The sequence below is a fragment of the Oceanomicrobium pacificus genome (assembly GCF_009833495.1).
Classification (GTDB): Bacteria; Pseudomonadota; Alphaproteobacteria; order Rhodobacterales; family Rhodobacteraceae; genus Oceanomicrobium; species Oceanomicrobium pacificus.
The window spans coordinates 768,741-793,870 of sequence record NZ_WUWG01000003.1 but is presented as its reverse complement, the minus strand read 5'-3'; the positions used below and the strand labels follow the sequence as shown (position 1 = coordinate 793,870).

Genomic DNA, 25,130 nt, shown 5'->3' with positions numbered 1-25,130 from the left:
AATTGGATAGCAGGCCACTAGACCAGAAACAACGCGCCGACGTAACGTCAGCGGGAAAACTGGAGGGACGTATGGCAAAGGTTGCATTTCTGGGACTGGGCGTGATGGGCTATCCGATGGCGGGCCATCTGAAAGCTGCAGGCCATGAGGTCACCGTCTACAACCGCACCGCGGCCAAGGCCGAAGCCTGGGTGGCCGAGCATGGCGGCGCGCGTGCCGATACGCCCCGCGCGGCCGCCGAAGGGGCTGCGATCGTCTTTGCCTGCGTCGGGAATGACGATGACCTGCGATCGGTCGTCCTTGGCCCTGATGGCGCGCTTGGCGCGATGGCCAAAGGGTCGATCTTTGTCGACCATACGACCGCTTCGGCAGAGGTTGCCCGCGAACTGGCTGCGGAGGCCGAGGCTGCCGGCGTCGGGTTCATCGATGCGCCCGTCTCAGGCGGTCAGGCGGGCGCCGAGAACGGCCAGCTGACCGTCATGTGCGGCGGCGCGCAGGCCCATTTCGATCAGGTCTCCGGCGCCATCGACGCCTTCGCGCGTTCCTGCCGTTTGATGGGGCCGGTGGGCGCGGGCCAGCTGACCAAGATGGTCAACCAGATCTGCATTGCCGGCCTGTTGCAGGCGCTCTCGGAGGGGATGCATTTCGTGCAATGCGCCGGTCTCGACGGAGAGGCCGTGCTCGACGTGATCTCCAAAGGGGCGGCCGGCTCCTGGCAGATGGAGAACCGTGGCTCGACCATGTTGCGCGACGAGTTCGATTTCGGCTTCGCGGTGGACTGGATGCGCAAGGATCTCGGCATCTGTCTGGCCGAGGCCGACCGCAACGGCGCGTCGCTGCCGATGACCGCTGCGGTGGACCAGTTCTACAAGGATATACAGAAGAAGGGCGGCGGGCGCTGGGACACATCGAGCCTGATGCGCCGGCTCGCGCAACCCGCGGACTGATTGCCGCACCCGGGCGCTCCGGTCGGGCTTGCCCCGGCGGGGCCGCTGGGGTAGCCGCTGGCGGCAGAGGCCAACAGGCGGCGCGCGCCGCTCAGACGAAGGAAGTGACCGCATGTCCGATTTCGACCGTTCGATCAAGATCGCGCCCTCCATCCTGTCTGCCGATTTCGCTCGTCTGGGCGAGGAGGTGCAGGCCATCGAGGCGCAGGGCTGCGACTGGGTCCATGTGGATGTGATGGACGGGCATTTCGTGCCCAACATCACCATCGGCCCCAACGTGGTGAAGGCGATCCGCCCGCATGTGAAGACGGTGATGGATGTGCATCTGATGATCGCGCCCGCCGATCCCTATCTGGAGGCCTTCGCCAAGGCCGGGTCCGACATCATCACCATCCATGCCGAGGCCGGGCCGCATCTCGACCGGTCGCTCGACTATATCCGGTCGCTCGGCTGCAAGGCGGGCGTGTCGCTGAACCCGTCGACGCCAGAATCGGCCATCGAATATGTGCTCGACAGGCTCGACCTGATCCTTGTGATGACCGTCAATCCCGGTTTCGGCGGCCAGTCCTTCCTGCAGTCGCAGGTGGAGAAGATCGGCCGCATCCGCAAGATGATCGGCGACCGGCCGATCTGGCTGGAAGTCGACGGCGGCGTGACGCCCGACACGGCGCCGCTCTGCGCGGCGGCAGGCGCCGATGCGCTCGTGGCGGGGTCGGCTGTGTTCAAGGGCGGCACGCCGGAGGATTACGGCCGCAACATCGCGGCGATCCGCTCCGCCGCCACCAAAGCGCAGCGCTGACTGTCGGATTTCGCACGAAAGTTGCGAATAGCGGCTAGGCGGGTGGTCGCGCGCAGGCTAGCGTCCTGACCGAAGGCGGCACGTCAGCGCCGTCGCGACAGGAGGGCTTGGGATGAGGGCCGGTATTTTTCTTTCGCTGATCTGTGCAGCCGGTCTGGCTTGCACTGGGCCGCTTCGGGCCGCGGATGAAGGCACGGCATGGGACCATCTGGTCGATGAACAGGTGGTGGAGCATGGCGACGGCACGGCCAACCATGTGCGCGTCTTCGCCGCCGACGGTGACAGCGGGCCGTGGCTGTCGATCATCCCCTCGCTCGGCCGCGGGGTGGAGGACTATACCGAGGATTATCACTCCACGCTGACCCGCCGCTTTGTCGAGGCCGGCTATCGTGTGGTGCTCGTGCAGCCCCGCGGAATCGGGCGAAGCCGCGGGGACCTGACGCCGGAAAACCTGTCGATGGGCCAGTTCGCCAATGACCTGAAACGGAGCTTCGACGCGCTCGGCATCACTCAGGTCAGCCTGATCGGCCACGCGTTTGGCAACCGGCTGGCACGCACATTCGCGACCCTCTACCCCGATATGGTCGACAATCTGGCGCTCATGGCATCCGGCGGCAATTTCGCCATGTCGGAAGAACAGCAATCCTGCCTGCGCGGCAGTTTCAACCTGTCGCTGGCCGAGCCCGAGCGGTTGAAGGCGCTGGCCTGCGCCTTCTTTGCCGTCGGCAATGACGCGTCCGTCTGGCTGGAGGGTTGGTATCCGGAGCTTGCGGCTGCAGAGGTCCATGCTGCCAACATGGTGAATGGCGATTTTTTCAAGGCGGCCGGCGGCGTGCCGTTCCTTCTGGTGCAGGCGGGGGAGGATTTCATCGCACCGCCTGACAAGGCCGGCCGCGTTCTGGAAGCCGACCTCGGCGATCAGGTGACCTATGCGGAAGTGCCCCATGCGGGCCATGCGCTGTCGAGCGAACAGCCCGATATCGTGGCCGCGATCATCATCGCGCATTTCCAGCGGAACTAGGGGCGGGCAGGGATGCGCCGTCCGACGGGGCGCATCCCGATAATTCAGTTTCGCACGATACGGGAATATTTCCCGCCCTGCAGCGTCGCGCCGGCAATCACGCCGGACTGGTTGAACACAAGCGCGATGACCGGTTGATTGAGCGTCTTGCTCGACGCACCGAAGCTGATGCCCGTCGTGTCGATCACCCATGTCGCGTCAGCCGAGAGTTTCCAGCCATCTGCCGTGCGGAAGTTCTGCAGCGCTTCCTGGGTCATGAAGAAAAGCGCGTGGCTGGCCTGCTGCGCGCCCACCTGGAACCCGAAGGAGACATTGGCGACGGAATAATAGTCGACGATCGCCTCCCCGATGATGAGGCCGCCCTCGCCATATGAGCCGCCTGCCATGAAGCCCGCCTCGATCACCTGCGGCATGATGAGGTAGCCGGCCGAGCGTTCCGCGAGCTGCTGGCTGCCGGGCACCGAGGTGAACATGAATTTGCGCGCGTCCATGATCGCGCTGTCCAGCTCCACGCGCGGCGAGTTGATCGGCGGCGGCGAGCTGCATGCGGCAGTGGCGCCGGCCGCAAGAATGAAGGTGCGACGGGTCAAGGATGTCATGATCTGCTCCGAAATATGCCTGTTTTTCCGGTCTGAAGCCGGTTGCATCCTGTTTACCACAGTCCTGAAATCACTTCCACTCTGCCGGTATTGATGCGAGAAAAGCCGCCGCATGACATGAACGGAGGCACCCCGCGTGACCGCATCTGCCAAGCCCCCGGGCCGGCTGCCCGACATTGTCGTGGCCAACCAGCACGCGCGCTTTACCGGCGTCTCGGCCACGGTTGCCGCGCTCGTGCCCTTGCAGCAGGAGGAGCGCGAGATCGCTGTGGTGGATACCGGCGGACTTGGCCTGTCCGGGACATGGCCGCTGCGTTCGGTCGTGCGCGCCGGATGGTCGGCCACGTCCGACGGCAGGCCCCGCATCTGGCATGCACGCCGCGATGTGGAGATGCTGACCGGCCTCTGGCTCAAATACGGGCTGGGGCAGAACTGGCGGCTCGTCTTCACCTCTGCTGCCCCGCGCCGCCACGGGCGGGTGTTGCGCGGTATCATGGGCCGGATGGACGCGATCATCGCGACGTCTGAGCGGGCCGCAAGCCATCTCGACTGGTACACGACCGTCGTCCCGCACGGGGTGGACACAGACGATTTCACGCCACCGCCGGACAAGGCGGCAGCCGTGGCGACGAGCGGCATTCCCGCGCGCTACCTGATCGGCTGTTTCGGGCGCTTGCGCGAGTCCAAAGGGACCGATCTGGCGGTGGAGGCGCTCTGTGCGACCTTGCCCGATCGCCCCGACTGGGGCGCCTTCTTCACAGGGCTTGCGAAAGACGAGTCTTATATATCTGATTTGAAGTCAAAAATTGAGTCAGCCGGCCTGTCGGACAGGGTCCGGTTTTTGGGCGATCTGGAGGCAGAGGCCATCCGCGACTGGTACCGGCGTACGGATATTTTGCTGGCCGCGTCGCGCACGGAGGGCTTCGGCCTGACCCCGCTCGAAGGCATGGCATCGGGCGCGATGGCCGTCACCTCGGGCGCAGGCTACTGGCCTGAACTGATCCGACCGGGCGTCAACGGCGCGCGCTTCGCGACCGGCGATGCTGCCGATCTGGCCCGCGTGCTGTCGCCTTTTCTGGACGATCCCAACCATGTACGGGCGCTCGGCCTGTCGGCGCGGACGGATGTGGTCGCCCATCATTCGATCCGTGCCGAAGTGGCGGGCATCCACGACCTTTACGACCGGTTGCGCGCGGGTCCGCTGGACAGGCGTGATCCGCCCACATGGTCGGGATAGCGCGGCGCGTCAGTCGTCGAGCGGTTCGTCGAGCAGGATGCGGGCCACGCGCGGCGCGAAATAGCTCAGGATTCCGTCGCATCCGGCGCGTTTGAAGGCTGTCAGGCTTTCCATCATCGCCGCATCCCCGTCGATCCAGCCGTTCTGCGCAGCGGCACGGATCATCGCATATTCGCCGGACACCTGATAGGCGAAGGTCGGCACGCCGAACTCCGCCTTCACCCGCTGGCAGATGTCGAGATAGGGCATGCCGGGCTTGACCATCACCATGTCGGCCCCTTCGGACAGGTCATGCGCGACCTCACGCAGGGCTTCCGCCCCGTTGCCCGGGTCCATCTGGTAGCCCTTCTTGTCACCTTTGAGCGCACCCGACGCACCGACCGCGTCGCGGAACGGACCATAGAAGGCTGAGGCATATTTGGCCGAATAGGACATGATCGCCGTCTGGCCGAAATCGTTGCGCTCCAGCGCCTGACGGATCACCCCGATCCGCCCGTCCATCATGTCGGACGGCCCGAGAATGTCCGCGCCCGCGTCAGCTTGCGCCAGCGCCTGCTTCTCCAGCGCCAGAAGCGTTTCGTCGTTCAGCACCTCGCCGTCGCGCACGATCCCGTCATGCCCGTCGCTGTTATAGGGGTCGAGCGCCACATCGAGCATGATGCCGATGTCCGGAACAGCAGCCTTGATGGCGCGGGTTGCGCGGTTGACCAGATTGTCTGGGTTCCAGGCTTCCTCTGCCTCCGGAGTCTTGAGCGCCGGATCGGTATAGGGAAAGAGCGCAAGGCACGGAATTTCCAGGGCCGCCGCTTCTTCGGCTGCCAGAACCGCCTGATCGATCGACAGGCGCGACACGCCGGGCAGGGCGTCCACCGGTTCGGTCACATTCTCGCCGTCGCGGATGAAGATCGGCCAGATCAGGTCGCGGGTCGACAGGCGGTGCTCGCGCACCATCTCGCGCATCCATTCGGTGCGGCGGGTGCGCCGGGCGCGGCGCAGCGGAAAGGGCGTGACGATCTGGGACATGGGCGCTCCGGCATCTGCTTCTGCGCGGACCATAGCCGAGGGGCCGCGGATCGGGAAGAGAGGGGGCTTGCGACCCCGCTTGAATTCGGCGCGGCATCGGGTCACTGTCGGCCCAGTGTGACGGCAGGCAGGCGACAATCAGAATGACATATGGCCAGATTTTCGGCACCGGGCAGATCTTCAGCCTGTGGTACTGGCTGCTGACCGCGCTCATCTGGGTGGTCGTGTCCCATTCCACCCTCGGCGTGCCGAACGATCTGGCGATCCGGGCGCGACGCGGCGAGGATGCGGCGCGCAGTGACATCGTCACACTGGCCGGCATCCATGCCCGCCGACTGGACGAGGGGTTCCAGCTCTTTGGCGCGTGGATCAGTGGTCTTCTGGCCTTCGTGCTGACCGTGCTGGCGCTCACCGGCCTGTGGCTGCGGGTCGAACCGGTGGCGGCGCTGTTCCTGCTCGCGCTTCCGCTCAGCCTCGTGCTTTTCCGGCGGCGGCGGCTGGCGGCGCGGGTGCTGCGGGAGGAGCCGGACGCGGAAGCGCTGCTCGACATGATCGGCTGGCACCGGTTCTGGACGCAGGCGATCGGGCTTCTGTCGATCTTCCTGGCGGTCTTCATCGGCGTGATGCTGCACCTGATCCGGACCTATCCGCCCTTCTGAACAGGCAAAAGTCGCGCTTTTCCGCTCGCGCGCGTGCGCGGGGACTTGTCGCGGGCGGGTCGCTGGTCTACCTGCCTGCCATGAGCGGAAAAAACAGATCAGAGACGCACCGGCTTCTGGTTGGTGGCGCGCCCGAGGGATTCGACGCGCAGCTGATCGCGCGCGAGGTGGCGGCGCATGGCGGACCGGTCATTCACGTGGCCCGCGACGATGCCCGGATGGCCGCGCTGCGCACCGCGCTCGGCTTCGTCGCGCCCGATCTGCCGGTTCTGACCTTCCCGGCCTGGGATTGTGTGCCCTATGACCGCATCTCGCCCAATGCCGACATTTCCGCCCAGCGCATGGCGACGCTCGCCACGCTTGCGGGCGGGTTCGACCGGCCGGCGCTGGTCCTGACGACGCTCAATGCCGCGACCCAGAAAGTGCCGCCCCATGCGGCGATTGCCGCTGCCAGTTTCGTGGCCGAGAAGGACCGGCAACTGAATGTGGAGGCCCTGCGCGCCTTCCTTGTGCGGATGGGGTTCAGCCCGTCCCCGACGGTGACCGAACCGGGCGATTTTGCCGTGCGCGGCGGGTTGATCGACATTTTCCCGCCGGGGCAGGGCGGTCCGGTGCGGCTCGACCTGTTCGGCGATGTGGTGGATGGTATCCGCCGTTTCGACGCCGAGACCCAGCGCACGACCGCCCATATCGACCGGATCGAACTGGCGCCCGTGTCCGAGATCATCCTCGACGAGGCGGCGATCAAGCGTTTCCGGCAGGCCTATCGCACGAGTTTCGGGGCGGCGGGCAATGACGATGCGCTCTATGCTGCCGTCAGCGAGGGCCGCAAGCATCAGGGGATGGAGCATTGGCTCCCGTTTTTCTATGAGGGGCTTGAGAGCTTTTTCGACTACCTGCCGGATGCGCCGGTCTCGATGGACGACCAGAGCGACGCGGCACGGCACGCGCGCTGGACCGCGATCTCCGAACAGTATGAGGCCCGTCAGGCGGCCCTGCAGGACCGCTCGAAACTGGGGTCGGTCTACAAGCCCGTGCGACCCGAGGCGCTCTATCTCGACGATCCGGCATGGGATGCGGCCATGGCCGGCCGCCGGTTGCGGCTCTTCAGCCCGCTTCCGTCTCCGTCCGGACCGGGCGTCATCGATGCGGGCGGCCGGATCGGGCGCAATTTCGCGCCGGAGCGCCAGCGCGAGGAGATATCGCTTTTCGGTGCATTGGCCGAGCATATCGGTGCCCGGCGCAGGTCCGGCCATGTGGTCCTTGCCTGCTATTCCGAAGGGTCGCGCGAGCGGTTCCGGACGCTTCTGGAAGATGACGGGCTGACCGACTGTCAGGACCTGGATCGGCTGACCGACCTGCCTGCCGGCTCCGGCGGACTCTATCTGGCGATCTGGGGACTGGAACAGGGGTTCGAGACCCCGGCCTATACGGTGATTGCCGAGCAGGATGTGCTGGGCGACCGGCTGATCCGGCCCGCGCGCCGCCGCCGCAAGGCGGAAAACTTCCTGACCGAAGCGAACAGCCTCAGCCCCGGCGACCTGATCGTCCATATCGAGCACGGGGTCGGGCGCTATACGGGACTGGAGACGATCACCGCCGCCGGCGCGCCGCACGAATGTATCGCGCTCGAATATGCCGGCGGCGATCGGCTCTACCTGCCGGTGGAGAATGTCGAACTGCTCAGCCGCTACGGGCATGAGGAAGGGCTGCTCGACCGGCTCGGCGGCGGCGCCTGGCAGGCGAAGAAGGCGAAGCTGAAGGAGCGGGTCCGCGACATGGCGGACAAGCTCATCCGGATCGCTGCGGAACGTGCTCTGCGCACCGCGCCGAAGCTCGTGCCGCAGGATCACAGCTATGACGAATTCTGCACCCGCTTCCCCTATCAGGAAACGGATGACCAGCTGAATGCGATCGAGGATGTGCTGGAGGATCTGGCGTCGGGCCGTCCGATGGACCGGCTCGTTTGCGGCGATGTGGGCTTCGGGAAAACCGAAGTGGCGCTGCGGGCGGCCTATGTGGCGGCCATGTCGGGCACCCAGGTCGCGGTGATCGCGCCCACGACGCTGCTTGCACGCCAGCACTACCAGAACTTCGCGGAACGGTTCCGGGGCCTGCCGGTCACCGTGCGACAACTGTCGCGCTTCGTGACGCAGAAATCGGCGAACCTGACCCGCGCGGAACTGGCCAACGGGCAGGTCGATATCGTGGTCGGCACCCATGCGATCCTCGCCAAGAACGTGAAATTTGCCAATCTGGGCATGATCATCGTGGACGAGGAACAGAAGTTCGGCGTCACCCACAAGGAACGGCTGAAGCAGTTGCGGTCCGAGGTGCATGTGCTGACCCTGTCGGCCACGCCGATCCCGCGCACGCTGCAACTGGCGCTGTCAGGCGTTCGGGACTTGTCGCTCATCGGCACGCCGCCTGTCGACCGGCTGTCGATCCGCACCTATGTCAGCGAATTCGATCCGGTCACGATCCGCGAGGCGCTCCTGCGCGAACATTATCGCGGCGGGCAGAGCTTCTATGTCGTGCCGCGCATCTCCGATCTGGCCGATATCGAGGAATTCCTGCGCGAACAGGTGCCCGAGGTCAGCTTTGTCGTGGCCCACGGGCAGATGCCGGCGACCGAACTCGACGACCGGATGAACGCGTTCTACGACGGCAAGTATGATGTGCTTCTGGCCACGACCATCGTGGAAAGCGGCCTCGACATTCCGGCCGCCAACACGCTCGTTGTGCATCGGGCCGACATGTTCGGCCTGTCGCAGCTCTACCAGATCCGCGGGCGTGTCGGCCGGTCGAAGATCCGCGCCTATGCCTACATGACGACCAAGCCGCGCAAGCCGCTGACGCCGGGGGCGGAAAAACGTCTACGCGTGCTGGGCGCGCTCGATTCGCTCGGTGCAGGCTTCACGCTGGCCAGTCAGGATCTCGACATTCGCGGGGCGGGGAACCTGCTCGGCGACGAGCAGTCTGGCCATGTGCGCGAGGTCGGCTACGAGCTCTATCAGGAGATGCTGGAAGAGGCGATTGCCAAGATCAAGGCAGGCGAGCTAGAGGGCCTGTCAGAAGCTGACGAGACATGGGCGCCGCAAATCAACCTTGGCGTGCCGGTGCTGATCCCCGACAGCTATGTGCCCGACCTCGATGTGCGGCTCGGTCTCTATCGCCGCCTGTCGGGCCTGTCGACCAAGGTCGAACTCGAAGGGTTCGCGGCGGAAATGATCGACCGGTTTGGAAAATTGCCGCGTGAAGTCAACATGTTGATGAACATTGTTCGCATCAAGGCCATGTGCCGGAAGGCGGGCATTGCGAAACTCGACGGCGGGCCGAAAGGCGCGACGATCCAGTTCCACAAGGACAAGTTCGCCAATCCGGCGGGCCTTGTGACCTTCATCCAGAAGCAGAACGGGCTGGCCAAGGTGAAGGACAACAAGATCGTCGTGCGGCGGTCTTGGGCCAATGATGCGGAGAAGGTGAAGGGCGCCTTTGCCATCGCGCGCGATCTGGCTCAACTCTCCGTGCAGGACGGGGCCGCGAAGGGCAGAGCGAAGGCTGACAAAGCCTGATTAAGGATTGACGCGGAAGCTGGAAGGGCGACAGCTGTCAGGCGGGGGAAGACAGGGCAGGCATGGCAGATCCGGCAATTTCGGAGATCAAGTATCTGGGTTCGGCCAATCTCGACATGCTCGAGGTGCGGATCCCGTCCTCCTATACCGGCGATCCGGCGAACCTGCGTCTGGTGATCTATGATCGCAGCCATGACGGATCGACGACGGCCAGCCCCGCCGCCGGTGACATATACACGGTCACGGACGGGCAGCTGACCACCGGCAACGCAGCAGACCACTATGTGTTCGGGGCAAATTTTGGCACCGGACCGCTGGCGCTGCACCGCGAGGATGCGGTGGGGCTCTATGATGCGGTCACCGGCGAAACATTCGGGCTTTACAGTTTCGGCACGCCCTACACGGCTTCTACTGCGACAGGCGACCCTTTCGCGGGGCAGGCGGCGCAGGTGCTCGACACGACGGGGCAGGTCATCGGCAGTTCGCTCGGGCTGCAACCCGATGGCAGCTATGTCTTCACCAATCCGCCAACACCGGGGCAGAGCTTCGTCTGTTTCACCAAAGGCGCGTTGATCGACACGCAAGCAGGGCCGCGCGCGATCGAGACGCTGGCGCCCGGCGATATGGTTCTGACGTGGGATGACGGGCCGCAGCCCCTGCGCTGGATCGGCAGCCGGACGGTCGCCCTGTCCGGCACGGCGGCGCGGATGCGGCCTGTGCGGATCCGGGCGCATGCGTTCGGGCCCGACACACCGTCGCGCGACCTGATCGTCTCCCCCCAGCACCGGATGCTGGTCGCGGGTCCGGTGGCGCAGCTCTATTTCGACACGTCGGAAGTGCTGGCACCGGCAGCCGGTCTGGTCGGGGCCTCCGGCGTCCTGCGGGACGAGGACGCCGCGAGCGTGACCTACTGGCATATGCTCTTCGATCGCCACCAGATCGTGATGGCGGACGGGGTCTGGTCGGAAAGCCTGTTTCTGGGCGATCTGACGCTCGACATGCTGCAGACGGACCATGTGGCGGAGGTGCTCGACCTGTTCCCCGAACTGCGCGCCGACCTCAGCGGCTATGGTCCGACGCGGCGGCTGAGCCTGACGGCGCGCGAAACCCGCGTCTTCCTGCCGGGCTGAAGCCCGTTCAGTTCGGCAGGCCGCCCGGCGTCTCGCGCGCGGCCGTGTCGGCCATGGCGCGGGTCTTTTCCGTGATCTCCGCGATCACCTGCCCCCAAAGCTCGGGCGGTTGCGCACCGCTCAGCGCATAATGCGCCCCGATGATGAAGGTCGGCACACCCTGAACGCCCATGTCGCGGGCCATCTGGTCGGCGCGGCGCACCTCGTCCCGGTCGGCCTCGCCCGACAGGAGCCGCGCGGTGGCCTCGGCATTCATGCCGACTGCTTCGGCCACATCGGTCAGCACGCCATGGTCGGAAATATCCTGCCCCTCGCGGAAATAGCGGCGGAACAGCTGGGCCACAACGGCCGGCTGGCGCCCCTCGATCCCGGCCCAATGGATGAGCCGGTGTGCGTCGATGGTGTTGGGCGTCCGCTTGATCGCGGCAAAATCGATGTCGAGCCCGGCCTGTTTCGCGGTTTCCTCGATCCGGCCGTACACGCTTGCTGCACCCTCTGGCCCGCCAAACTTGCCTTCGAGATAGGCGCGGCGGTCCATGCCCTCGGCCGGCATGTCGGGGTTGAGTTGGAACGGACGCCAGCGGATTTCGAACGGATGGTCGGGCGCTTGTGCCAGCGCTCGGTCGAGATAGCTCTTGCCGATATAGCACCAGGGGCAGATCGGGTCGGAAGTGATGTCGAGGGTCGTGGTCATGTCAGCCCTTCCAGCCATGGGCATCCGTCAGGACGCGTTTGAGGATTTTGCCGTTGGCGCTGCGGGGCAGGGCATCGAGCAGGATGAACTCGCGCGGCTGTTTGTAGCGGGCGAGCCGGTCATTCAGGAAGTCAGATAGGGTCTCGGGCGCGGGATGTGAACCCGCGACCGGCACGATGAAGGCCGCCATCACGTCGAGATCGGCGCGGCGACGCAGGGCGGCAACCGCGACCTCCTCTACCTGTGGGTGGGCTGCGAGCGCCAGTTCGACCTCGCGTGCCGAGACGCGGTAGCCCTGCACATTCAGCACATCGTCCGCGCGGCCCAGATGGGTTATGGCGCCGTCCTCAGCCATGACCGCGCGGTCACCGGTCAGGAACCAGTCCCCGTCTGCGGGCCGGGGCGGCGCGCCCGCCTCGTCGAGATAGCCGAGCATCAGGCCCGGGTCCCGGGTGGAGACCGCCAGAAGACCGGGTGTGCCGCGCGGAACCGGAGCGGGGCGCGCACCGGATGCCGTATCCGCGTCCGTCTCCGGCAGGATGGCGATCCGGCGTCCGGCCTGCGGATAGCCTGACGTGCCAGTCGGCGCAGGCCGGTGCGGCGCGCCCGAAACATAGGTGGAAATCTCGGTCATGCCGAGCGCCTCGTGCACGCGGCAGCCGGTCGCGTCCTGCCAGGCGCGGTGCAGGTCGGGCGACATGGCTTCGCCCGCCGACAGGCCGTGGCGCAGAGCGGAAAAACCGGCGCGGCAATCCGCGCCAGACTTCAGAAGTTGGCGATAAACGCCCGGCACAGCTGCAAAAATCGTCGCGCCATGTTCTGCTGCGAGCGCCGCCCAGACGGCCCGGTCCGGCGGACCGGTATAGATCAACGCGGTGGCACCGGCAGCCCACGGGTCGGTCAGGCCGGTGCCGAGCGTATAGGACCAGTTGAAGGCGCCGGCATGCAGCATCCGGTCGCGTGGCGTCAGCCCGTACCAGTCGTGCCACATCATCCGCCGGGCAAAGGCCGCACGATGTGCGTGCAGGACGGCGCGCGGACGCCCGCCCGTCCCGGATGTGAAGAGGATATAGGCCGGATCGTCGGCGCCCGTGTCCGCAAATCCCGCCAGCGTGCCGCACGTGCGCAAATGATCGAGCCGGTCGGCATCGACCCGCAGCGCCTTATGGTCGGGCAAGGGCAGGTCACCGCCATGCGCGATCATCGCTGGCGCGATCAGGTCCAGCATGGGTGCCAGTTCGCTGGCCGTCAGCTGGGCCGAGAGTGGGACCGGCACGGCCCCGAGCGCAAGGGATGCATAGAAGAGGATCGGGAAGGCCGGCACATTGCCCAGCCGCAGCACGATCCGGTCGCCCCGCGCCAAGCCCGCAGCCTGCAAACCTGCGGCCGTTTCCAGAACGGCACGGCGCAACGCCCCGTGGCTGAGACTCAAAGCCACCTGTCCCGGACCAGCCAGTGTCAGAAGCGCCGGATGGTCGGGCCGCGCCCGTCCAGCCTCCAGCACATAGGCTGCCATGTTGAACCGCGCCGGGCAGGTGGGCGGCGGTCCGTCATCGAAGAGCGCAGGGTCAGGCATGGCGGGCCGGGGAATTGAAGGTTGCGATCAAAGGGGCTATGCAGCCTCCTAATCTTTTGAAGGAGCGATGTCGATGCCGTCCAGCGGACCAGAGACGCCGGAAAGCGATCAGGAAATCAGCGTTTTGCGTGTGGCGCGCGCCAGCGGCGACGACCAGCTTGCCGCGCCGATCAACCTGGGCGAACGCGTGCGGGCGCTGCGCAAGGCGCGCAACTGGACGCTGGAACAGGCGGCCCGCAAGGCCGGATTGGCCCGCTCGACCCTGTCGAAGATCGAAAACGAGCAAATGTCGCCCACCTTCGATGCGATGCGCAAGCTGGCGGACGGGCTCGATATATCCATCCCGCAGCTTTTCACCCCGCCGAAGAACGACCGGGTGCTGGCGCGGCGCGCGATCACCCGCACCGGAGAGGGCACGGCGCTCATCACCAAGACCTACGAGCATGAGATCCTTGCCGCCGACCTCAGCCGCAAACGGATGTTGCCCTATCGCGCGACGGTGCGGGCCCGTTCCTTCGACGAGTTTGACGGATGGGTGCGCCATGACGGGGAGGAGTTTCTCTATGTCCTGTCGGGCGTGGTGCGGTTCTTCAGCGAGTTCTACGAGCCGGTCGATCTGAAACGCGGCGACACCGCTTATTATGACGCGGCGATGGGGCACAACCTCGTGTCGCTCAGCCAGGAAGATGCGGTCATCCTCTGGGTCACGTCACTGGTGGACTGACGCTCAGTCTTTCTTCGGCAGATCGTCATCCACGTCGACAATCCGCGCGCCATAGTGGAAGTGGCTGAGCGATTGCAGCTCGTCCGGCAGGCCCCCGAGCCGTTTGGCGATCAGATGCTGGGACACGACGCGCCAGTCCATCTTGTTGGTGTTCCACAAGGTGGTCCCGCAATCCCGGCAGAAGATTTTCTTCATCGACAGGTCGGGATGCTGAAAGCTGACCAGACTGTCGCTGCCCGCGGTCACGTCGACCTGCTCGGGCATCCAGGCGGTCACCGAGTGATATGGAGTGTCGAGCAGGATGCGGCAGGCATTGCAGTGGCAATGGCCGCGCACGCGGGGGCTGCCGGTGAGTGTCACCTGAACCGTTCCGCAATCGCATCCGATCCTGTAGCTGGGCTCCGACATGTTGCGGTTGCCGTCAGACAGAGAGGGCGCGGGCGAGGGCAGGGCGCAGGGTCGCCCGGTCGAGATATTCGAACGGCAGGGAGAGCAGAGCTTCCACCCGACGGTCGAAAGCGCTGTAGAGCGCGGAGATCTCGTCTTTCGCCAGCTTCGCCTGACAGGTCAGGCCTGCCGGGACCAGATCGGACCAGTCGACCAGCATCGCCTTGCCGATCAGTTCCGGAGACACATCGCCTTCGATCTCGCAGAAATTGATGACCACGTCGAAATCCCCGTCCGACAGATCGACATCGCGCCAGTGAGTGCAGGTGCCGACGCGCGGATCGTGGCCGCGCCGGATCAGGTATTCCGCAACCTCGCGGCGGATGCGTTTCTTCGGTTCTGTTCCCGCAGACAGCGCTGTCAACCGTTGTGCACCCTTGTGGTTCAGGAGAGATTCAACCATCGGCGACCCGATGGCGTTGCCCTTGCAGATAATCAGAATTTTCATCGTCCAAGCCCCTAGTCCGCAATCACACTATTGTGCATGCATACGTGTGCAAGCTGCGGTCGGATCACTTTTGCTTGAGAACGGGGCGGAATGGCGTGCGAAATGTCGCACGCCTCCGGAATTTCCTACATCGCGCTCCAGCCGCCATCAACCGAAATGGTCGTGCCTGTGATCTGCGCGGCGGCGTCCGAGCAGAGGAAGGCCGCGGTGCCGCCGATCTGTTCGGTCGTGGCAAATTCCCGCGACGGCTGGCGTTGCAGCATCACCTCGCGCACCACCGTATCGCGGTCCATGCCATATTTCTCCATCGTATCGGGGATCTGTGCCTCGACGAGCGGTGTCAGCACATAACCCGGGCAGATCGCGTTGCAGGTGATCGGATCCTCGGCGGTTTCCAGCGCCACGACCTTGCTCATCCCCACCACGCCATGTTTCGCCGCCACATAGGCCGATTTGAAGGGCGAGGCCCGCAGCCCGTGCACGGAGGCGACATTGATGATCCGGCCCCAGCCGTTTTCCCGCATCACCGGCACGGCCCGTGCGGTCGTGTGATAGGCGGAGTTCATGTTGATCGCGATGATCCGGTTCCAGCTGTCCTGCGGGAACTCCTCGATCGCAGCCACATGCTGGATGCCGGCATTGTTGATCAGGATGTCTACCGTGCCGCGATCCTTCGCCACCCCGTCGACGAGCGCACGGCAGGCATCGCCGTCCGACATGTCGGCCTGGCGATATTCGGCGCTGCCCGGCTGACCGTCCGCGATCTTGGCGGCGAGGGCGTGATCCTCCTCCCGGTCGGTGAAACTGTTGAGGATGACATGCGCGCCCTCGCGCACGAGCACCTCTGCGATGCCCAGTCCGATTCCCGAGTTCGATCCGGTGATGATGGCGGTTTTGCCTGCAAGTGCCATGAGGACGCTCCCTGTTCCTTCTCCGTCGCGGGTGGCGGCGGAATTCTGCTCAGGACCGTATGTATTGCAGGTGCGAAGTTCAATTGTGCGGATGCACAGATCGGAAAAACTGCCGGAGAAACAACCAAAAAAAACGCCCTCGCAAGGAGGGCGTTAAGTTATTGAGGCAGGTTTCATACAGGCAAGAAACCTATCGAGCAGTGCCCCCTTTATACAAAATGCCGGCTCAGACTCCAAGATAAATTTTGATCACTCCTCGGGCAGCGGTAAACTCGCACCACCGAGAAACGATTCACAAATCAAAAGGTTGAGCAGATGAAACCGCACAGGATCGCACTAGGGCTGGCCCTCTCCTTGGGCACGATGGCACATATAGCGTATGCCGAGCCACAGCATGGCATCGCTATGTATGGCGAGCCGGCCCTTGGTCCGGACTTTACCGAACTGCCCTATGTCAATCCGGACGCGCCGAAAGGGGGCCGGATCGTCTTTGGCGAGTCGGGCGGCTTCGATGCGTTCAACCCCTACATCCTGAAAGGCCGGTCGCCCTGGGGGCTACGGGCGCATGTGTTCGAATCGCTGCTTGGCCGCAGCTGGGACGAGTCCTTCACCCTCTACGGGCTGCTCGCCGAATCGGTGGAGACCGGCCCGAACCGCGAATGGGTCGAGTTTCATCTGCGTCCCGAGGCCGCCTTTTCCGACGGCAGCCCGGTCACGGTCGATGACGTGATCTGGTCGTTCGAGATCCTCGCCGAGAAAGGCCTGCCGAGTTTCGGCAACAGCTGGAAGAAGGTGGAGACGGTCGAGCGTGTCGGCGAGCGCGGGGTGCGGTTCACCTTCAACACGGTTGATTTCGAACTGCCGCTCATCCTCGGCCTGCGCCCGATCCTGAAACAGTCCGACTGGGAAGGCCGCGATTTTGCCGAAAGCACGCTTGATGTGCCCACCGCCACAGGCCCTTACACGGTCGGAGATTTCGAGGCGGGGCGCTATATCTCCTTCGTGCGCAACCCCGACTATTGGGGCAAGGACCTGCCCTTCAACAAGGGGCGGAACAATCTCGACGAGATCCGCTACGAATTCTACGGCGATGCGGGCGTCGTCTGGCAATCCTTCACGGCTGGGGAGACGTCCGTCTTCCGCGAGGGCGATCCGGTCAAATGGGAGAACGAGTATGACTTCCCGCTCGTGACCAGCGGCGAGGTGACGAAATCCGTCATTCCGCACCAGCGCCCGGCGGGCATGGAAGGGTTCGTCTTCAACACACGCCGTCCGATCTTCGAGGATTGGCGGGTGCGTGACGCGCTCCTGCACGCGTTCAACTTTGAGTTCATCAACCAGGCGCTGAACAATGGCGTCTATCCGCGCCGCACCAGCTACTTCGCCAACTCGCCGCTCGGCATGGCCGTCGGTGAACCCGCCGAAGGCAAGGTCGCGGAACTGCTCGCCCCCTTTGCAGACGAGCTTCTGCCCGGTGCCATTGACGGCTACGCATTGCCGGTGTCCGACGGGAGCGAGCGGAACCGCTCGAACCTGCGCGCGGCGCGCCAGCAACTGGAAGCCGCCGGCTGGACCATTCAGGATGGCGAACTGAAAGACGCAGACGGCAACCCGTTCACCTTCGAGATCATGCTCAAATCGAACCGTGATGAAGGTCTTGCCAACATGTGGTTCGATGCGCTCAAGCAGCTTGGCATCACACCCGGCATCGAACTGGTGGACAGCGCACAGCACAAGGCGCGGGCGACCGAATATGACTATGACATGATGGTCAACCGCTGGGGCCTGTCGCTGTCGCCGGGCAACGAGCAGCGCTTCTACTGGGGCAGCAACGGTGTCACCGAGCCGGGGACGCGCAACTATATGGGCGTGAACAGCCCGGCGGCGGATGCGATGATCGACGCGATGCTGTCGGCCGAAAGCCAGGAGGATTTCGTGGCCGCCACGAAGGCACTCGACCGTGTGCTGACATCCGGGCGCTACGTGGTGCCGTTCTGGTTCTCCGACGTGAGCCGACTGGCCCATGCAAGCCGGCTGAAATACCCCGAGACACTGCCGATTTACGGCGACTGGATCGGCTTCCTGCCCGATGTCTGGTGGAACGAGGAATAAGCCTCCGCGAGGCCTGATGACGAGCGCCCCGGCCCCTCGTGGCCGGGGCGTTTTCTTTTGGCTAGTGGCTCAGCACCAGCCCGACCGCCAGCGCCCACATCACCAGCCCGATCAGGATATCGAGGACGACCCAGCTGCGCGCGGATTGCATGATCGGGGTCAGCAGGCGCGCGCCATAGCCGAGCGAGAAGAAAAAGACGAAGCTCGCCGTGACCGCGCCAATGGCGAACCCGGTCTTTACCGCGCCGGCAAAGCCCGTGGAGACCGCGCCGATCAGGCCGAACGTGTCGAGATAGACATGCGGGTTCAGCCATGTGAGCGCGAGGCAGGTCGCCAGAACCGTGCCGAGCCTCTGCGGCGCGGCCTTGCCCGACAGGTCGATGCCGGCATGGCCCTTCCAGGCGGCATGGAAGCGCGTGGCGCCGTAGAAGAGCAGGAACGCCGCTCCCGCCCAGACCATGATCCGGGGCAGGGAGGGATAGGCGGCAACAACGACGCCGAACCCTGCCACGCCGAGCGTGATGAGGATCGCGTCCGACAGGGCGCAGGTCAGGCAGACGGCGAAAACATGGCTTCGGGCCAGACCCTGCCGCAGCACGAAAGCATTTTGCGCGCCGATCGCGAGGATCAGCGAGATGGAGGTCAGGAAGCCGGTGAGCGTCGCCTCGATCACGGGGGGCGCGTCAGTCGACCGCCGCTTTGGGCTTGCCCTGCGCTGTCGTGGCGACACGCGCCGGGGGCCGGCGCACCGATCCGGCGCGGCCGGCGGCGATCTCCTCTGCCGTGGGCGGAACCACCAGACCGGCGGAGATGACGAGTTTCGCCGCATCCTCCACCTTCATGTCGAGCACGATCACATCGCGCTTCGGCAGGAAGAGCAGGAAACCGGATGTCGGGTTCGGGGTCGTCGGCACGAAGATCGACAGAAGCTCGTCCTCGCCCGCACGGCGCGGGATCTCGCCGCGGGATTCGGTCGAGATGAAGGCCACCACCCAGACATCCTTGCGCGGATATTCGATCAGGCAGGCCTGCTCGAACGTCGCCTGGTTCTGCGACAGGACCGTCTCCACGATCTGTTTCAAGCCGTTATAGACCGAGCGGACAATCGGCATCCGGTCGACGATGCTTTCGCCGAAGCGGATCAGCTGGCGCCCGAAGAGCCCCTTGGTCAGCGCGCCGACAATCGCCGTGAAGACGATGAAGATCACCACCCCGAAGCCGGCAATATCCTGCCCCAGATAGGTGGCCGGATTGTAGACATCGGGCACCAGCGGCACGACCTTCGCATCGATGAAGGCCACGACCGTCCAGATGATGTAGATGGTCAGCGAGACCGGCGCGACGACCACAAGGCCGGTCAAGAAATTGCTGCGCACCCGCTGGACGATTGTCTGTTTCGGCTGCGGCAGCAGGATCTTCTTCTTCTTTGGCTTCTTGGCCATGGTCGGTCGGGGTCCTGCGTGGATGGGGCGATCTTCGCCCCGAAAAGTCAGCTATTACTTAGGTGCTGGCTGTTTGCAGGGCAATGGCAATCGCCGCGGCCAGACGGGCATTGTTGCGCACAAGCGCTATATTTGCGGTCAGCGAACGGCCCTCGGTCAATTCGAAAATCCGGCCAAGCAGGAACGGTGTCACCGCCTTGGCCGCGATCCCTTCCGCATCGGCTTCTGCCAGCGCCTGCTCGATCACCGGCACCATGATATCCCGCGAAATCTCATCCGCTTCGGGGATCGGGTTGGCCACCAGCTGCCCGCCGGGCAGGCCGAGGCGTCCGCGCATCCGGTGCGCAGCGGCGATCTCGGCGGCTGTATCGCAGCGGAGCGGGCTCGGCAGGCCGCTGTCGCGCGACCAGAAGGCCGGGAAGGCATCTTGTCCGACGGTGATGACCGGCACGCCGCGCGTTTCGAGCACTTCGAGTGTCTTGGGCAGGTCAAGGAGCGCCTTTGCGCCCGCCGCGACCACCGTGACGGGCGTTTCAGCCAGTTCCGTCAGGTCGGCGGATATATCGAAGCTGGACTCTGCACCACGATGCACGCCGCCGATCCCGCCGGTGGCAAAGACCTCGATCCCCGCCAGATGCGCGCAGATCATGGTGGCGGCCACCGTGGTGGCGCCCGTCCGTCCCGCGGCCAGAATGGCGGCGATATCGGCGCGGGACGCTTTCGCCGCATCGGGCGTGCGCGCCAGCGCGTCGAGCGCATCGGGGTCGAGCCCGATGCAGATCTGCCCGCCCATCAGCGCGATGGTGGCCGGAACCGCACCTTCTGCACGGATATCTTCTTCGACCTGCCGCGCGGTTTCGAGATTCTGCGGATAGGGCATGCCATGGGTGATGATGGTGCTTTCCAGCGCGACGATCGGGCGGCCCGACGCGCGCGCTTCGGCAACTTCGGCGGAATAGGCAAGCGGTGCGGTCATGGAGACTCCTGCGAGATATGGGCGGCGGCCGACGCGATGGCGGCGTCGAGCGCATCGGCGCTCGTGGCCCCGCGCACTTCGGCGCATATGAAGCCGGCCAGAAACGCGTCGCCCGCGCCGGTGGCGGTGCGCGGCACGACGGGTGGCGGGTCACGTTCCACAAGCCCCGCTTCCTCGGCCAGACAGGCCGTGCGCGCGCTGTTGGTCACGATGGCGCGTTGGGCGCCAAGCGCGCGCAGACCCAGTGCCGCGTCGGTGCTGGTGCGGAACTCTTCCTGGCAGAGGATGCCCGCCTCGTGGATATTGACAACGATCGTGCCCTCGCCACGGCGCAGCACGCGGCGCATCCGCTCGGCCTTGCCGGGACTGGCCGGCACCAGATACATGGAGGCATGGCGCAGGTCGTGATGAGCCGAGATCGAGAAGAGCACCTCTTCGGACAAGTTCCCGTCGATCACCACGGCTCCGCGCCACGGGCGGTCGGCTGCGGCCAGCGTTCCGTCCCGCAGGGGGGCCACAATCGTGTCGCCCGCGCGCTCCAGCGTCACACAATCGGCGACGGCGGCAAACACATCGCCCTGGCTCTCGATCGCCATATAGCTGTCCGTCGGATCGCTGACGCGGGTCGCGTAACGCATGTCGATCCCGGCCTCGGCAAGGGCCGCGATCAGGCTGTCACCGTCCGGATCCTCGCCGATGGCGGTCAGGACGGCAGCCTGCAGCCCGTGGGCGCGGATCGCGAGCGCGACATTGAGCGCAACGCCGCCAAGCTGGCGATCGATCTGGCCGGGCACGTCATATCCGGGTTTCATCGGCCGCTCGGTGCGGGCGATGATGTCCCACAGGGCGGAGCCGATACACAGAATAGGGTCGGTCTGGGTCATGCCCCCTGATTTCCCAGCCGCCGCCGCTTGGCAAGGGAAATCGTCAGAACGCCCTTGCCAAACCATGGCATTCCCTCTATGTGCACGCGGATTGAGACCACAGGCGGGCTTCGGGCCATTGGGGGAGACATCCCCAAGGGTCCACCGGTTGGGCGTATGCCCTTCGACCCGCTGAGGACAAAACCGGAAAGGAAAAAGACAATGGCTCTTCCCGAGTTCACATTGCGCCAGCTGCTTGAAGCCGGCGTTCACTTCGGCCACCAGACGCACCGCTGGAACCCCCGCATGGGTCAGTACATCTATGGCGAGCGCAACGGCATCCACATTCTCGACCTGACGCAGACCGTGCCGCTCCTCGACCAGGCGCTGCAGGCCGTGCAGCAGACGGTTGCCAAGGGCGGCCGCGTGCTCTTCGTCGGCACCAAGCGTCAGGCCCAGAAAGCCATTGCCGAAGCGGCCGAGAAGTCGGCCCAGTATTACATGAACCACCGCTGGCTCGGCGGCACGCTGACCAACTGGAAAACCGTGTCCAACTCGATCGCGCGCCTGAAGGGCTTCGACGAGCAGCTGGAATCCGGTGCCGTTGGCCTGACGAAGAAAGAGCGCCTCAACATGGAGCGCGAGCAGACCAAACTGCAGCTGTCGCTCGGCGGCATTCGCGAAATGGGCGGCACGCCGGACCTGATCTTCGTGATCGACACGAACAAGGAAGCGCTCGCCATCGCCGAAGCCAAGAAACTGGGTATTCCGGTTGTGGCCGTGGTCGACACCAACAGCGCGCCCGACGGCATCGACTTCCCGATCCCGGGCAACGATGACGCCGCTCGTGCGATCGCGCTCTATTGCGATCTCGTGGCCCGCGCCGCTCTGGACGGCATGGCCGCCCAGCTCGGTTCCGCTGGTGTCGACGTTGGCGCCATGGACGAAGCGCCGGCCGAGGAAGCCGTCGCCGAAGAGGCCGCCGCAGACGCCAAGGCCGACGCCTGATCCGACGCAAATCTGTCGCAGGGATCGTGTAGACCCCTGCGGCACCCAGACCGTTTGCGAACCGGCAACAGGCCGGTTCCCGTTGATTCACGAAGGAGATCGAAGATGGCGATTACCGCTGCTCAGGTCAAAGAACTCCGCGACGCCACCGGCGCGGGCATGATGGACGCCAAGAAGGCGCTCACCGAAAATGACGGCGACATGGAAGCTGCCGTTGACTGGCTGCGCACCAAAGGTCTTGCGAAAGCGGCCAAGAAATCCGACCGCACCGCGGCCGAGGGTCTCGTCGGCGTGGCCGTCGAGAATGGCGTTGGCGTGGCTGTCGAGGTCAATTCCGAAACCGACTTCGTCGCCAAGAACGCCGAATTCCAGTCCATGGTGTCCGACATCACCAAAGCCGCGCTGAACGTGGCCGATGTCGACGCGCTGAAAGCGGCCGACCTTGGCGGCAAGACCGTCGAAGCGACTGTGACCGACAAGGTTGCCACCATCGGCGAGAACATGTCCGTGCGCCGCATGGCCCGGATCGAAGGCGATGTCGTGGCCACCTACGTCCACAATGCCGCCGCGACCGGCATGGGCAAGATCGGCGTGCTCGTCGCGCTCAAGGGCGGTGACGAAGGCGTCGCCAAGCAGATCGCCATGCACGTTGCCGCGACCAACCCGGCCTCGCTGTCCGAAGCCGATCTGGATCAGGCTCTGGTCGAGCGCGAGAAGCAGGTGCTCACCGAACAGGCCCGCGAATCCGGCAAGCCCGACAATGTCATCGAGAAGATGATCGTCGGCCGCATGAAGAAATTCTTCGAGGAAGTGACCCTTCTGAACCAGAAATTCGTCATGAACCCGGACGTGACGGTCGGTCAGGCCGCCAAGGATGCCGGTGCCGAAGTTCTCGGCTATGTCCGTCTCGAAGTCGGCGAAGGCATCGAGAAGGTCGAAGAGGATTTCGCCGCCGAGGTCGCCAAGACCATGGCCGGCTGATCCAGCCACCGCTAGGTTCGAAGGGCCTGCCCGGAAGGGTGGGCCCTTTTTCTTTGGCAACAGCAGTGCCGGGGGTGGCAATGGACCTCAACCAGGTCACGATCGACGTCGCGTATTTCAAAGCCAGCGTCGATTTCTACCTGACGCTCGGCTTCCGGCTGATCGTCTCGGCCCGCGGGGAATATGCGCGGTTCGAACTGCCATCGGGGACGAGCACCTTCTCGCTCCACCTGTCGGACGCGCCGCGGGTCGGTGGCACCGTGCTCTATTTCGAGGTCGCGGATGTGGACGCGACCCATGCCGATCTGAAGGCGCGCGGCATCCGTTTCGATAGCCCGCCGACAAGCGAAAGCTGGCTCTGGCGCGAAGCGCGGTTCACCGATCCGACGGGTCACCGGCTCTGCCTCTATCATGCGGGTGACAACCGCCGCCATCCGCCCTGGCGGCTCGATCCGTAGCGCGACAGGCCGGCATCAGCGGCCGACGGTTCCACCACAGCGGGAAAGGGCGGGGGCGGGAAACCGCCCGAAAGGGTGCGTTTGGCATTGAATCCGGTGCCGTTATCGCCCATTTTGGCGCTGTTTCAACAGACGGAGAATCTTTGCATGACGGACGGGTCAGACAGCGAAACCAAGCCGGCCTATAAACGTGTCATGCTGAAGATCTCTGGCGAAGCCCTGATGGGCAGCCAGCAATTCGGGCTCCACCCGCCCACCGTCCAGCGCATCGCCAACGAGATCAAGAAGGTCCATGATCTGGGCGTGGAAATCTGCCTCGTGATCGGTGGCGGCAACATCTTTCGCGGGCTGCAGGGTTCCGCGCAGGGGATGGAGCGGGCAACGGCCGACTATATGGGCATGCTCGCCACGGTGATGAACGCGCTCGGCATGCAGTCCGCGCTTGAGGATCTGGGCATCTTCACCCGTGTGATCTCGGCCATTCCGATGGACCAGATCTGCGAACCCTATATCCGCCGCCGCGCGGTCCGCCACCTGGAGAAAGGGCGCGTCTGCGTTTTCGCCGCCGGCACCGGCAACCCCTATTTCACGACCGACACGGCCGCCACGCTGCGCGCGTCCGAAATGGATTGCGAAGTGATCTTCAAGGGCACGCAGGTTGACGGGATCTATGACAGCGACCCCAAAACCAATCCGGATGCAAAGCGTTATGAACGAGTGACTTACGACGAAGTCTTGCAGAAAAACCTGAAGGTGATGGACGCATCCGCCATCGCGCTGGCGCGCGACAATGCGCTGCCGATCGTGGTCTTTTCGCTCGACGAGCCGAACGGGCTCGTGGGTGTGCTGAACGGCAAGGGCCGCTACACGGTCGTGGAACCGAGCTGACAAACAGATAGCCCGGGAAAACCGGGGAAGGAGACGGAAGATGGACGAGGAAATCGATCTCGACGCACTGGAAAAACGCATGTCCGGCGCACTGTCGGCGCTGCGCGGGGAGTTCGCGTCCCTGCGGACCGGCCGTGCATCGGCCTCCATGCTCGATCCGGTGATGGTGGACGCCTATGGCAGTTCCATGCCGCTCAACCAGTGCGCCACGATCAATGTGCCCGAGCCGCGTATGGTGGTGGTCAATGTCTGGGACAAGGGGCTGGTCAATGCGGTCGACAAGGCGATCCGCAACAGCGGCCTTGGCATCAACCCGGTGATGGACGGCACGATCCTGCGGCTTCCGATCCCGGAACTGAACGAAGAGCGCCGCCGTGAAATGGCCAAACTGGGCGGGCAATATGCCGAAAGTGCCCGGATCGCGATCCGCAATGTGCGCCGGGACGGGATGGACCAGCTCAAGAAGCTGAAGAATGACGGCATGAGCGAGGATGATGTGAAGCTCTGGTCCGACGAGATCCAGGAGCTGACGGACAAGAAAATCGCCGAAGTCGATAAGGTTCTGGAAGCAAAACAAGAAGAAATTATGCAGGTCTGATTTGGTCTGAATGG

At 64.8% G+C, this 25,130-nt stretch carries 25 protein-coding genes; 14 read left to right on the top strand and 11 right to left on the bottom strand.

Going from position 1 to position 25,130, the window contains the following annotated elements; translation table 11 throughout:
• Positions 1-71: 71 nt before the first annotated feature.
• The 3 genes from GSH16_RS10385 to GSH16_RS10375 all read left to right on the top strand — a co-directional run bounded on the left by GSH16_RS10385 (position 72) and on the right by GSH16_RS10375 (position 2,767).
• Positions 72-947, top strand: coding sequence for an NAD(P)-dependent oxidoreductase (locus tag GSH16_RS10385; RefSeq protein ID WP_160854715.1), 876 nt, complete (start codon positions 72-74; stop codon positions 945-947).
• A gap of 112 nt (positions 948-1,059) precedes the next feature.
• Complete coding sequence (rpe, locus tag GSH16_RS10380) at positions 1,060-1,746, top strand: ribulose-phosphate 3-epimerase (protein ID WP_160854713.1); 687 nt, start codon at positions 1,060-1,062, stop codon at positions 1,744-1,746.
• Between the two features lie 112 nt (positions 1,747-1,858).
• Positions 1,859-2,767 (top strand): alpha/beta fold hydrolase, encoded by a 909-nt coding sequence (locus GSH16_RS10375; RefSeq protein ID WP_160854711.1) that lies wholly within the window; start codon positions 1,859-1,861, stop codon positions 2,765-2,767.
• A 44-nt stretch (positions 2,768-2,811) separates the two neighbouring features.
• Here GSH16_RS10375 and GSH16_RS10370 read toward each other — a convergent pair whose 3' ends face one another.
• On the bottom strand, positions 2,812-3,366 hold the full coding sequence (locus GSH16_RS10370; RefSeq protein WP_160854709.1) for a lipid-binding SYLF domain-containing protein: 555 nt from the start codon (positions 3,364-3,366) through the stop codon (positions 2,812-2,814).
• A gap of 136 nt (positions 3,367-3,502) precedes the next feature.
• Here GSH16_RS10370 and GSH16_RS10365 point away from each other — a divergent pair, with 136 nt between their 5' ends.
• A complete protein-coding gene (locus tag GSH16_RS10365) occupies positions 3,503-4,603 on the top strand; it encodes a glycosyltransferase family 4 protein (RefSeq protein WP_160854707.1) in 1,101 nt (366 codons plus the stop codon).
• Positions 4,604-4,612: 9 nt separating this feature from the next.
• Here GSH16_RS10365 and hemB read toward each other — a convergent pair whose 3' ends face one another.
• Positions 4,613-5,626: a porphobilinogen synthase gene (hemB, locus tag GSH16_RS10360; protein WP_160854705.1), complete on the bottom strand. Its 1,014-nt coding sequence runs from the start codon at positions 5,624-5,626 to the stop codon at positions 4,613-4,615.
• Between the two features lie 143 nt (positions 5,627-5,769).
• Between hemB and GSH16_RS10355 the strand changes: the two genes are divergently transcribed.
• From GSH16_RS10355 to GSH16_RS10345, 3 genes are all read left to right on the top strand, one after another.
• Positions 5,770-6,285 carry a component of SufBCD complex gene (locus tag GSH16_RS10355; RefSeq protein WP_160854703.1) on the top strand — a complete coding sequence of 172 codons (516 nt, stop codon included), beginning with the start codon at positions 5,770-5,772 and terminating at the stop codon, positions 6,283-6,285.
• A gap of 80 nt (positions 6,286-6,365) precedes the next feature.
• Entirely contained in the window at positions 6,366-9,860 is a 3,495-nt protein-coding gene (gene mfd, locus GSH16_RS10350; protein WP_160854701.1) for a transcription-repair coupling factor, read from the top strand.
• 62 nt (positions 9,861-9,922) lie between these two features.
• Positions 9,923-10,990, top strand: a complete 1,068-nt coding sequence (locus GSH16_RS10345; protein WP_160854699.1) for a Hint domain-containing protein — start codon at positions 9,923-9,925, stop codon at positions 10,988-10,990.
• 7 nt (positions 10,991-10,997) lie between these two features.
• Here GSH16_RS10345 and GSH16_RS10340 read toward each other — a convergent pair whose 3' ends face one another.
• Positions 10,998-11,684: a DsbA family oxidoreductase gene (locus GSH16_RS10340; protein ID WP_160854697.1), complete on the bottom strand. Its 687-nt coding sequence runs from the start codon at positions 11,682-11,684 to the stop codon at positions 10,998-11,000.
• Position 11,685: 1 nt separating this feature from the next.
• Entirely contained in the window at positions 11,686-13,260 is a 1,575-nt protein-coding gene (locus GSH16_RS10335; protein WP_160854695.1) for a class I adenylate-forming enzyme family protein, read from the bottom strand.
• A 73-nt stretch (positions 13,261-13,333) separates the two neighbouring features.
• Here GSH16_RS10335 and GSH16_RS10330 point away from each other — a divergent pair, with 73 nt between their 5' ends.
• A complete protein-coding gene (locus tag GSH16_RS10330) occupies positions 13,334-13,984 on the top strand; it encodes a helix-turn-helix domain-containing protein (RefSeq protein ID WP_160854693.1) in 651 nt (216 codons plus the stop codon).
• 3 nt (positions 13,985-13,987) lie between these two features.
• On the opposite strand, the gene GSH16_RS10325 is transcribed toward GSH16_RS10330, so the two are convergent.
• The 3 genes from GSH16_RS10325 to GSH16_RS10315 all read right to left on the bottom strand — a co-directional run bounded on the left by GSH16_RS10325 (position 13,988) and on the right by GSH16_RS10315 (position 15,790).
• Complete coding sequence (locus GSH16_RS10325; RefSeq protein WP_160854691.1) at positions 13,988-14,392, bottom strand: GFA family protein; 405 nt, start codon at positions 14,390-14,392, stop codon at positions 13,988-13,990.
• Between the two features lie 13 nt (positions 14,393-14,405).
• The gene (locus GSH16_RS10320) at positions 14,406-14,879 is read right to left on the bottom strand and encodes an arsenate-mycothiol transferase ArsC (RefSeq protein ID WP_160854689.1); all 474 of its coding nucleotides are present in this window, start codon (positions 14,877-14,879) and stop codon (positions 14,406-14,408) included.
• A gap of 125 nt (positions 14,880-15,004) precedes the next feature.
• Positions 15,005-15,790 (bottom strand): 3-hydroxybutyrate dehydrogenase, encoded by a 786-nt coding sequence (locus tag GSH16_RS10315; protein ID WP_160854687.1) that lies wholly within the window; start codon positions 15,788-15,790, stop codon positions 15,005-15,007.
• Between the two features lie 315 nt (positions 15,791-16,105).
• On the opposite strand from GSH16_RS10315, the gene GSH16_RS10310 reads away from it, so the two are divergent.
• Positions 16,106-17,902 (top strand): extracellular solute-binding protein, encoded by a 1,797-nt coding sequence (locus GSH16_RS10310; RefSeq protein WP_160854685.1) that lies wholly within the window; start codon positions 16,106-16,108, stop codon positions 17,900-17,902.
• A 61-nt stretch (positions 17,903-17,963) separates the two neighbouring features.
• Here the strand turns inward: GSH16_RS10310 and GSH16_RS10305 are convergent, their stop codons facing one another.
• From GSH16_RS10305 to GSH16_RS10290, 4 genes are read right to left on the bottom strand one after another with little or no spacing between them, the layout of a single operon-like run.
• Entirely contained in the window at positions 17,964-18,575 is a 612-nt protein-coding gene (locus tag GSH16_RS10305; protein ID WP_205524095.1) for a LysE/ArgO family amino acid transporter, read from the bottom strand.
• A 10-nt stretch (positions 18,576-18,585) separates the two neighbouring features.
• Complete coding sequence (locus GSH16_RS10300; RefSeq protein WP_160854681.1) at positions 18,586-19,344, bottom strand: DUF502 domain-containing protein; 759 nt, start codon at positions 19,342-19,344, stop codon at positions 18,586-18,588.
• 58 nt (positions 19,345-19,402) lie between these two features.
• The gene (locus tag GSH16_RS10295; RefSeq protein ID WP_160854679.1) at positions 19,403-20,320 is read right to left on the bottom strand and encodes a pseudouridine-5'-phosphate glycosidase; all 918 of its coding nucleotides are present in this window, start codon (positions 20,318-20,320) and stop codon (positions 19,403-19,405) included.
• Positions 20,317-21,204, bottom strand: coding sequence for a PfkB family carbohydrate kinase (locus GSH16_RS10290; RefSeq protein WP_160854677.1), 888 nt, complete (start codon positions 21,202-21,204; stop codon positions 20,317-20,319). The genes GSH16_RS10295 and GSH16_RS10290 overlap by 4 nt, the downstream gene beginning before the upstream one ends.
• A gap of 201 nt (positions 21,205-21,405) precedes the next feature.
• On the opposite strand from GSH16_RS10290, the gene rpsB reads away from it, so the two are divergent.
• The 5 genes from rpsB (at position 21,406) to frr (ending at position 25,116) form a co-directional block, all read left to right on the top strand.
• Positions 21,406-22,191 (top strand): 30S ribosomal protein S2, encoded by a 786-nt coding sequence (gene rpsB / locus GSH16_RS10285; RefSeq protein WP_160854675.1) that lies wholly within the window; start codon positions 21,406-21,408, stop codon positions 22,189-22,191.
• A gap of 105 nt (positions 22,192-22,296) precedes the next feature.
• Positions 22,297-23,172 carry a translation elongation factor Ts gene (tsf, locus tag GSH16_RS10280; protein WP_160854673.1) on the top strand — a complete coding sequence of 292 codons (876 nt, stop codon included), beginning with the start codon at positions 22,297-22,299 and terminating at the stop codon, positions 23,170-23,172.
• 80 nt (positions 23,173-23,252) lie between these two features.
• The gene (locus GSH16_RS10275) at positions 23,253-23,630 is read left to right on the top strand and encodes a VOC family protein (RefSeq protein WP_160854671.1); all 378 of its coding nucleotides are present in this window, start codon (positions 23,253-23,255) and stop codon (positions 23,628-23,630) included.
• Positions 23,631-23,777: 147 nt separating this feature from the next.
• Positions 23,778-24,518 (top strand): UMP kinase, encoded by a 741-nt coding sequence (pyrH, locus tag GSH16_RS10270; RefSeq protein ID WP_160854669.1) that lies wholly within the window; start codon positions 23,778-23,780, stop codon positions 24,516-24,518.
• Between the two features lie 40 nt (positions 24,519-24,558).
• Complete coding sequence (frr, locus tag GSH16_RS10265) at positions 24,559-25,116, top strand: ribosome recycling factor (protein WP_160854667.1); 558 nt, start codon at positions 24,559-24,561, stop codon at positions 25,114-25,116.
• The last annotated feature ends 14 nt before the right edge of the window (positions 25,117-25,130 follow it).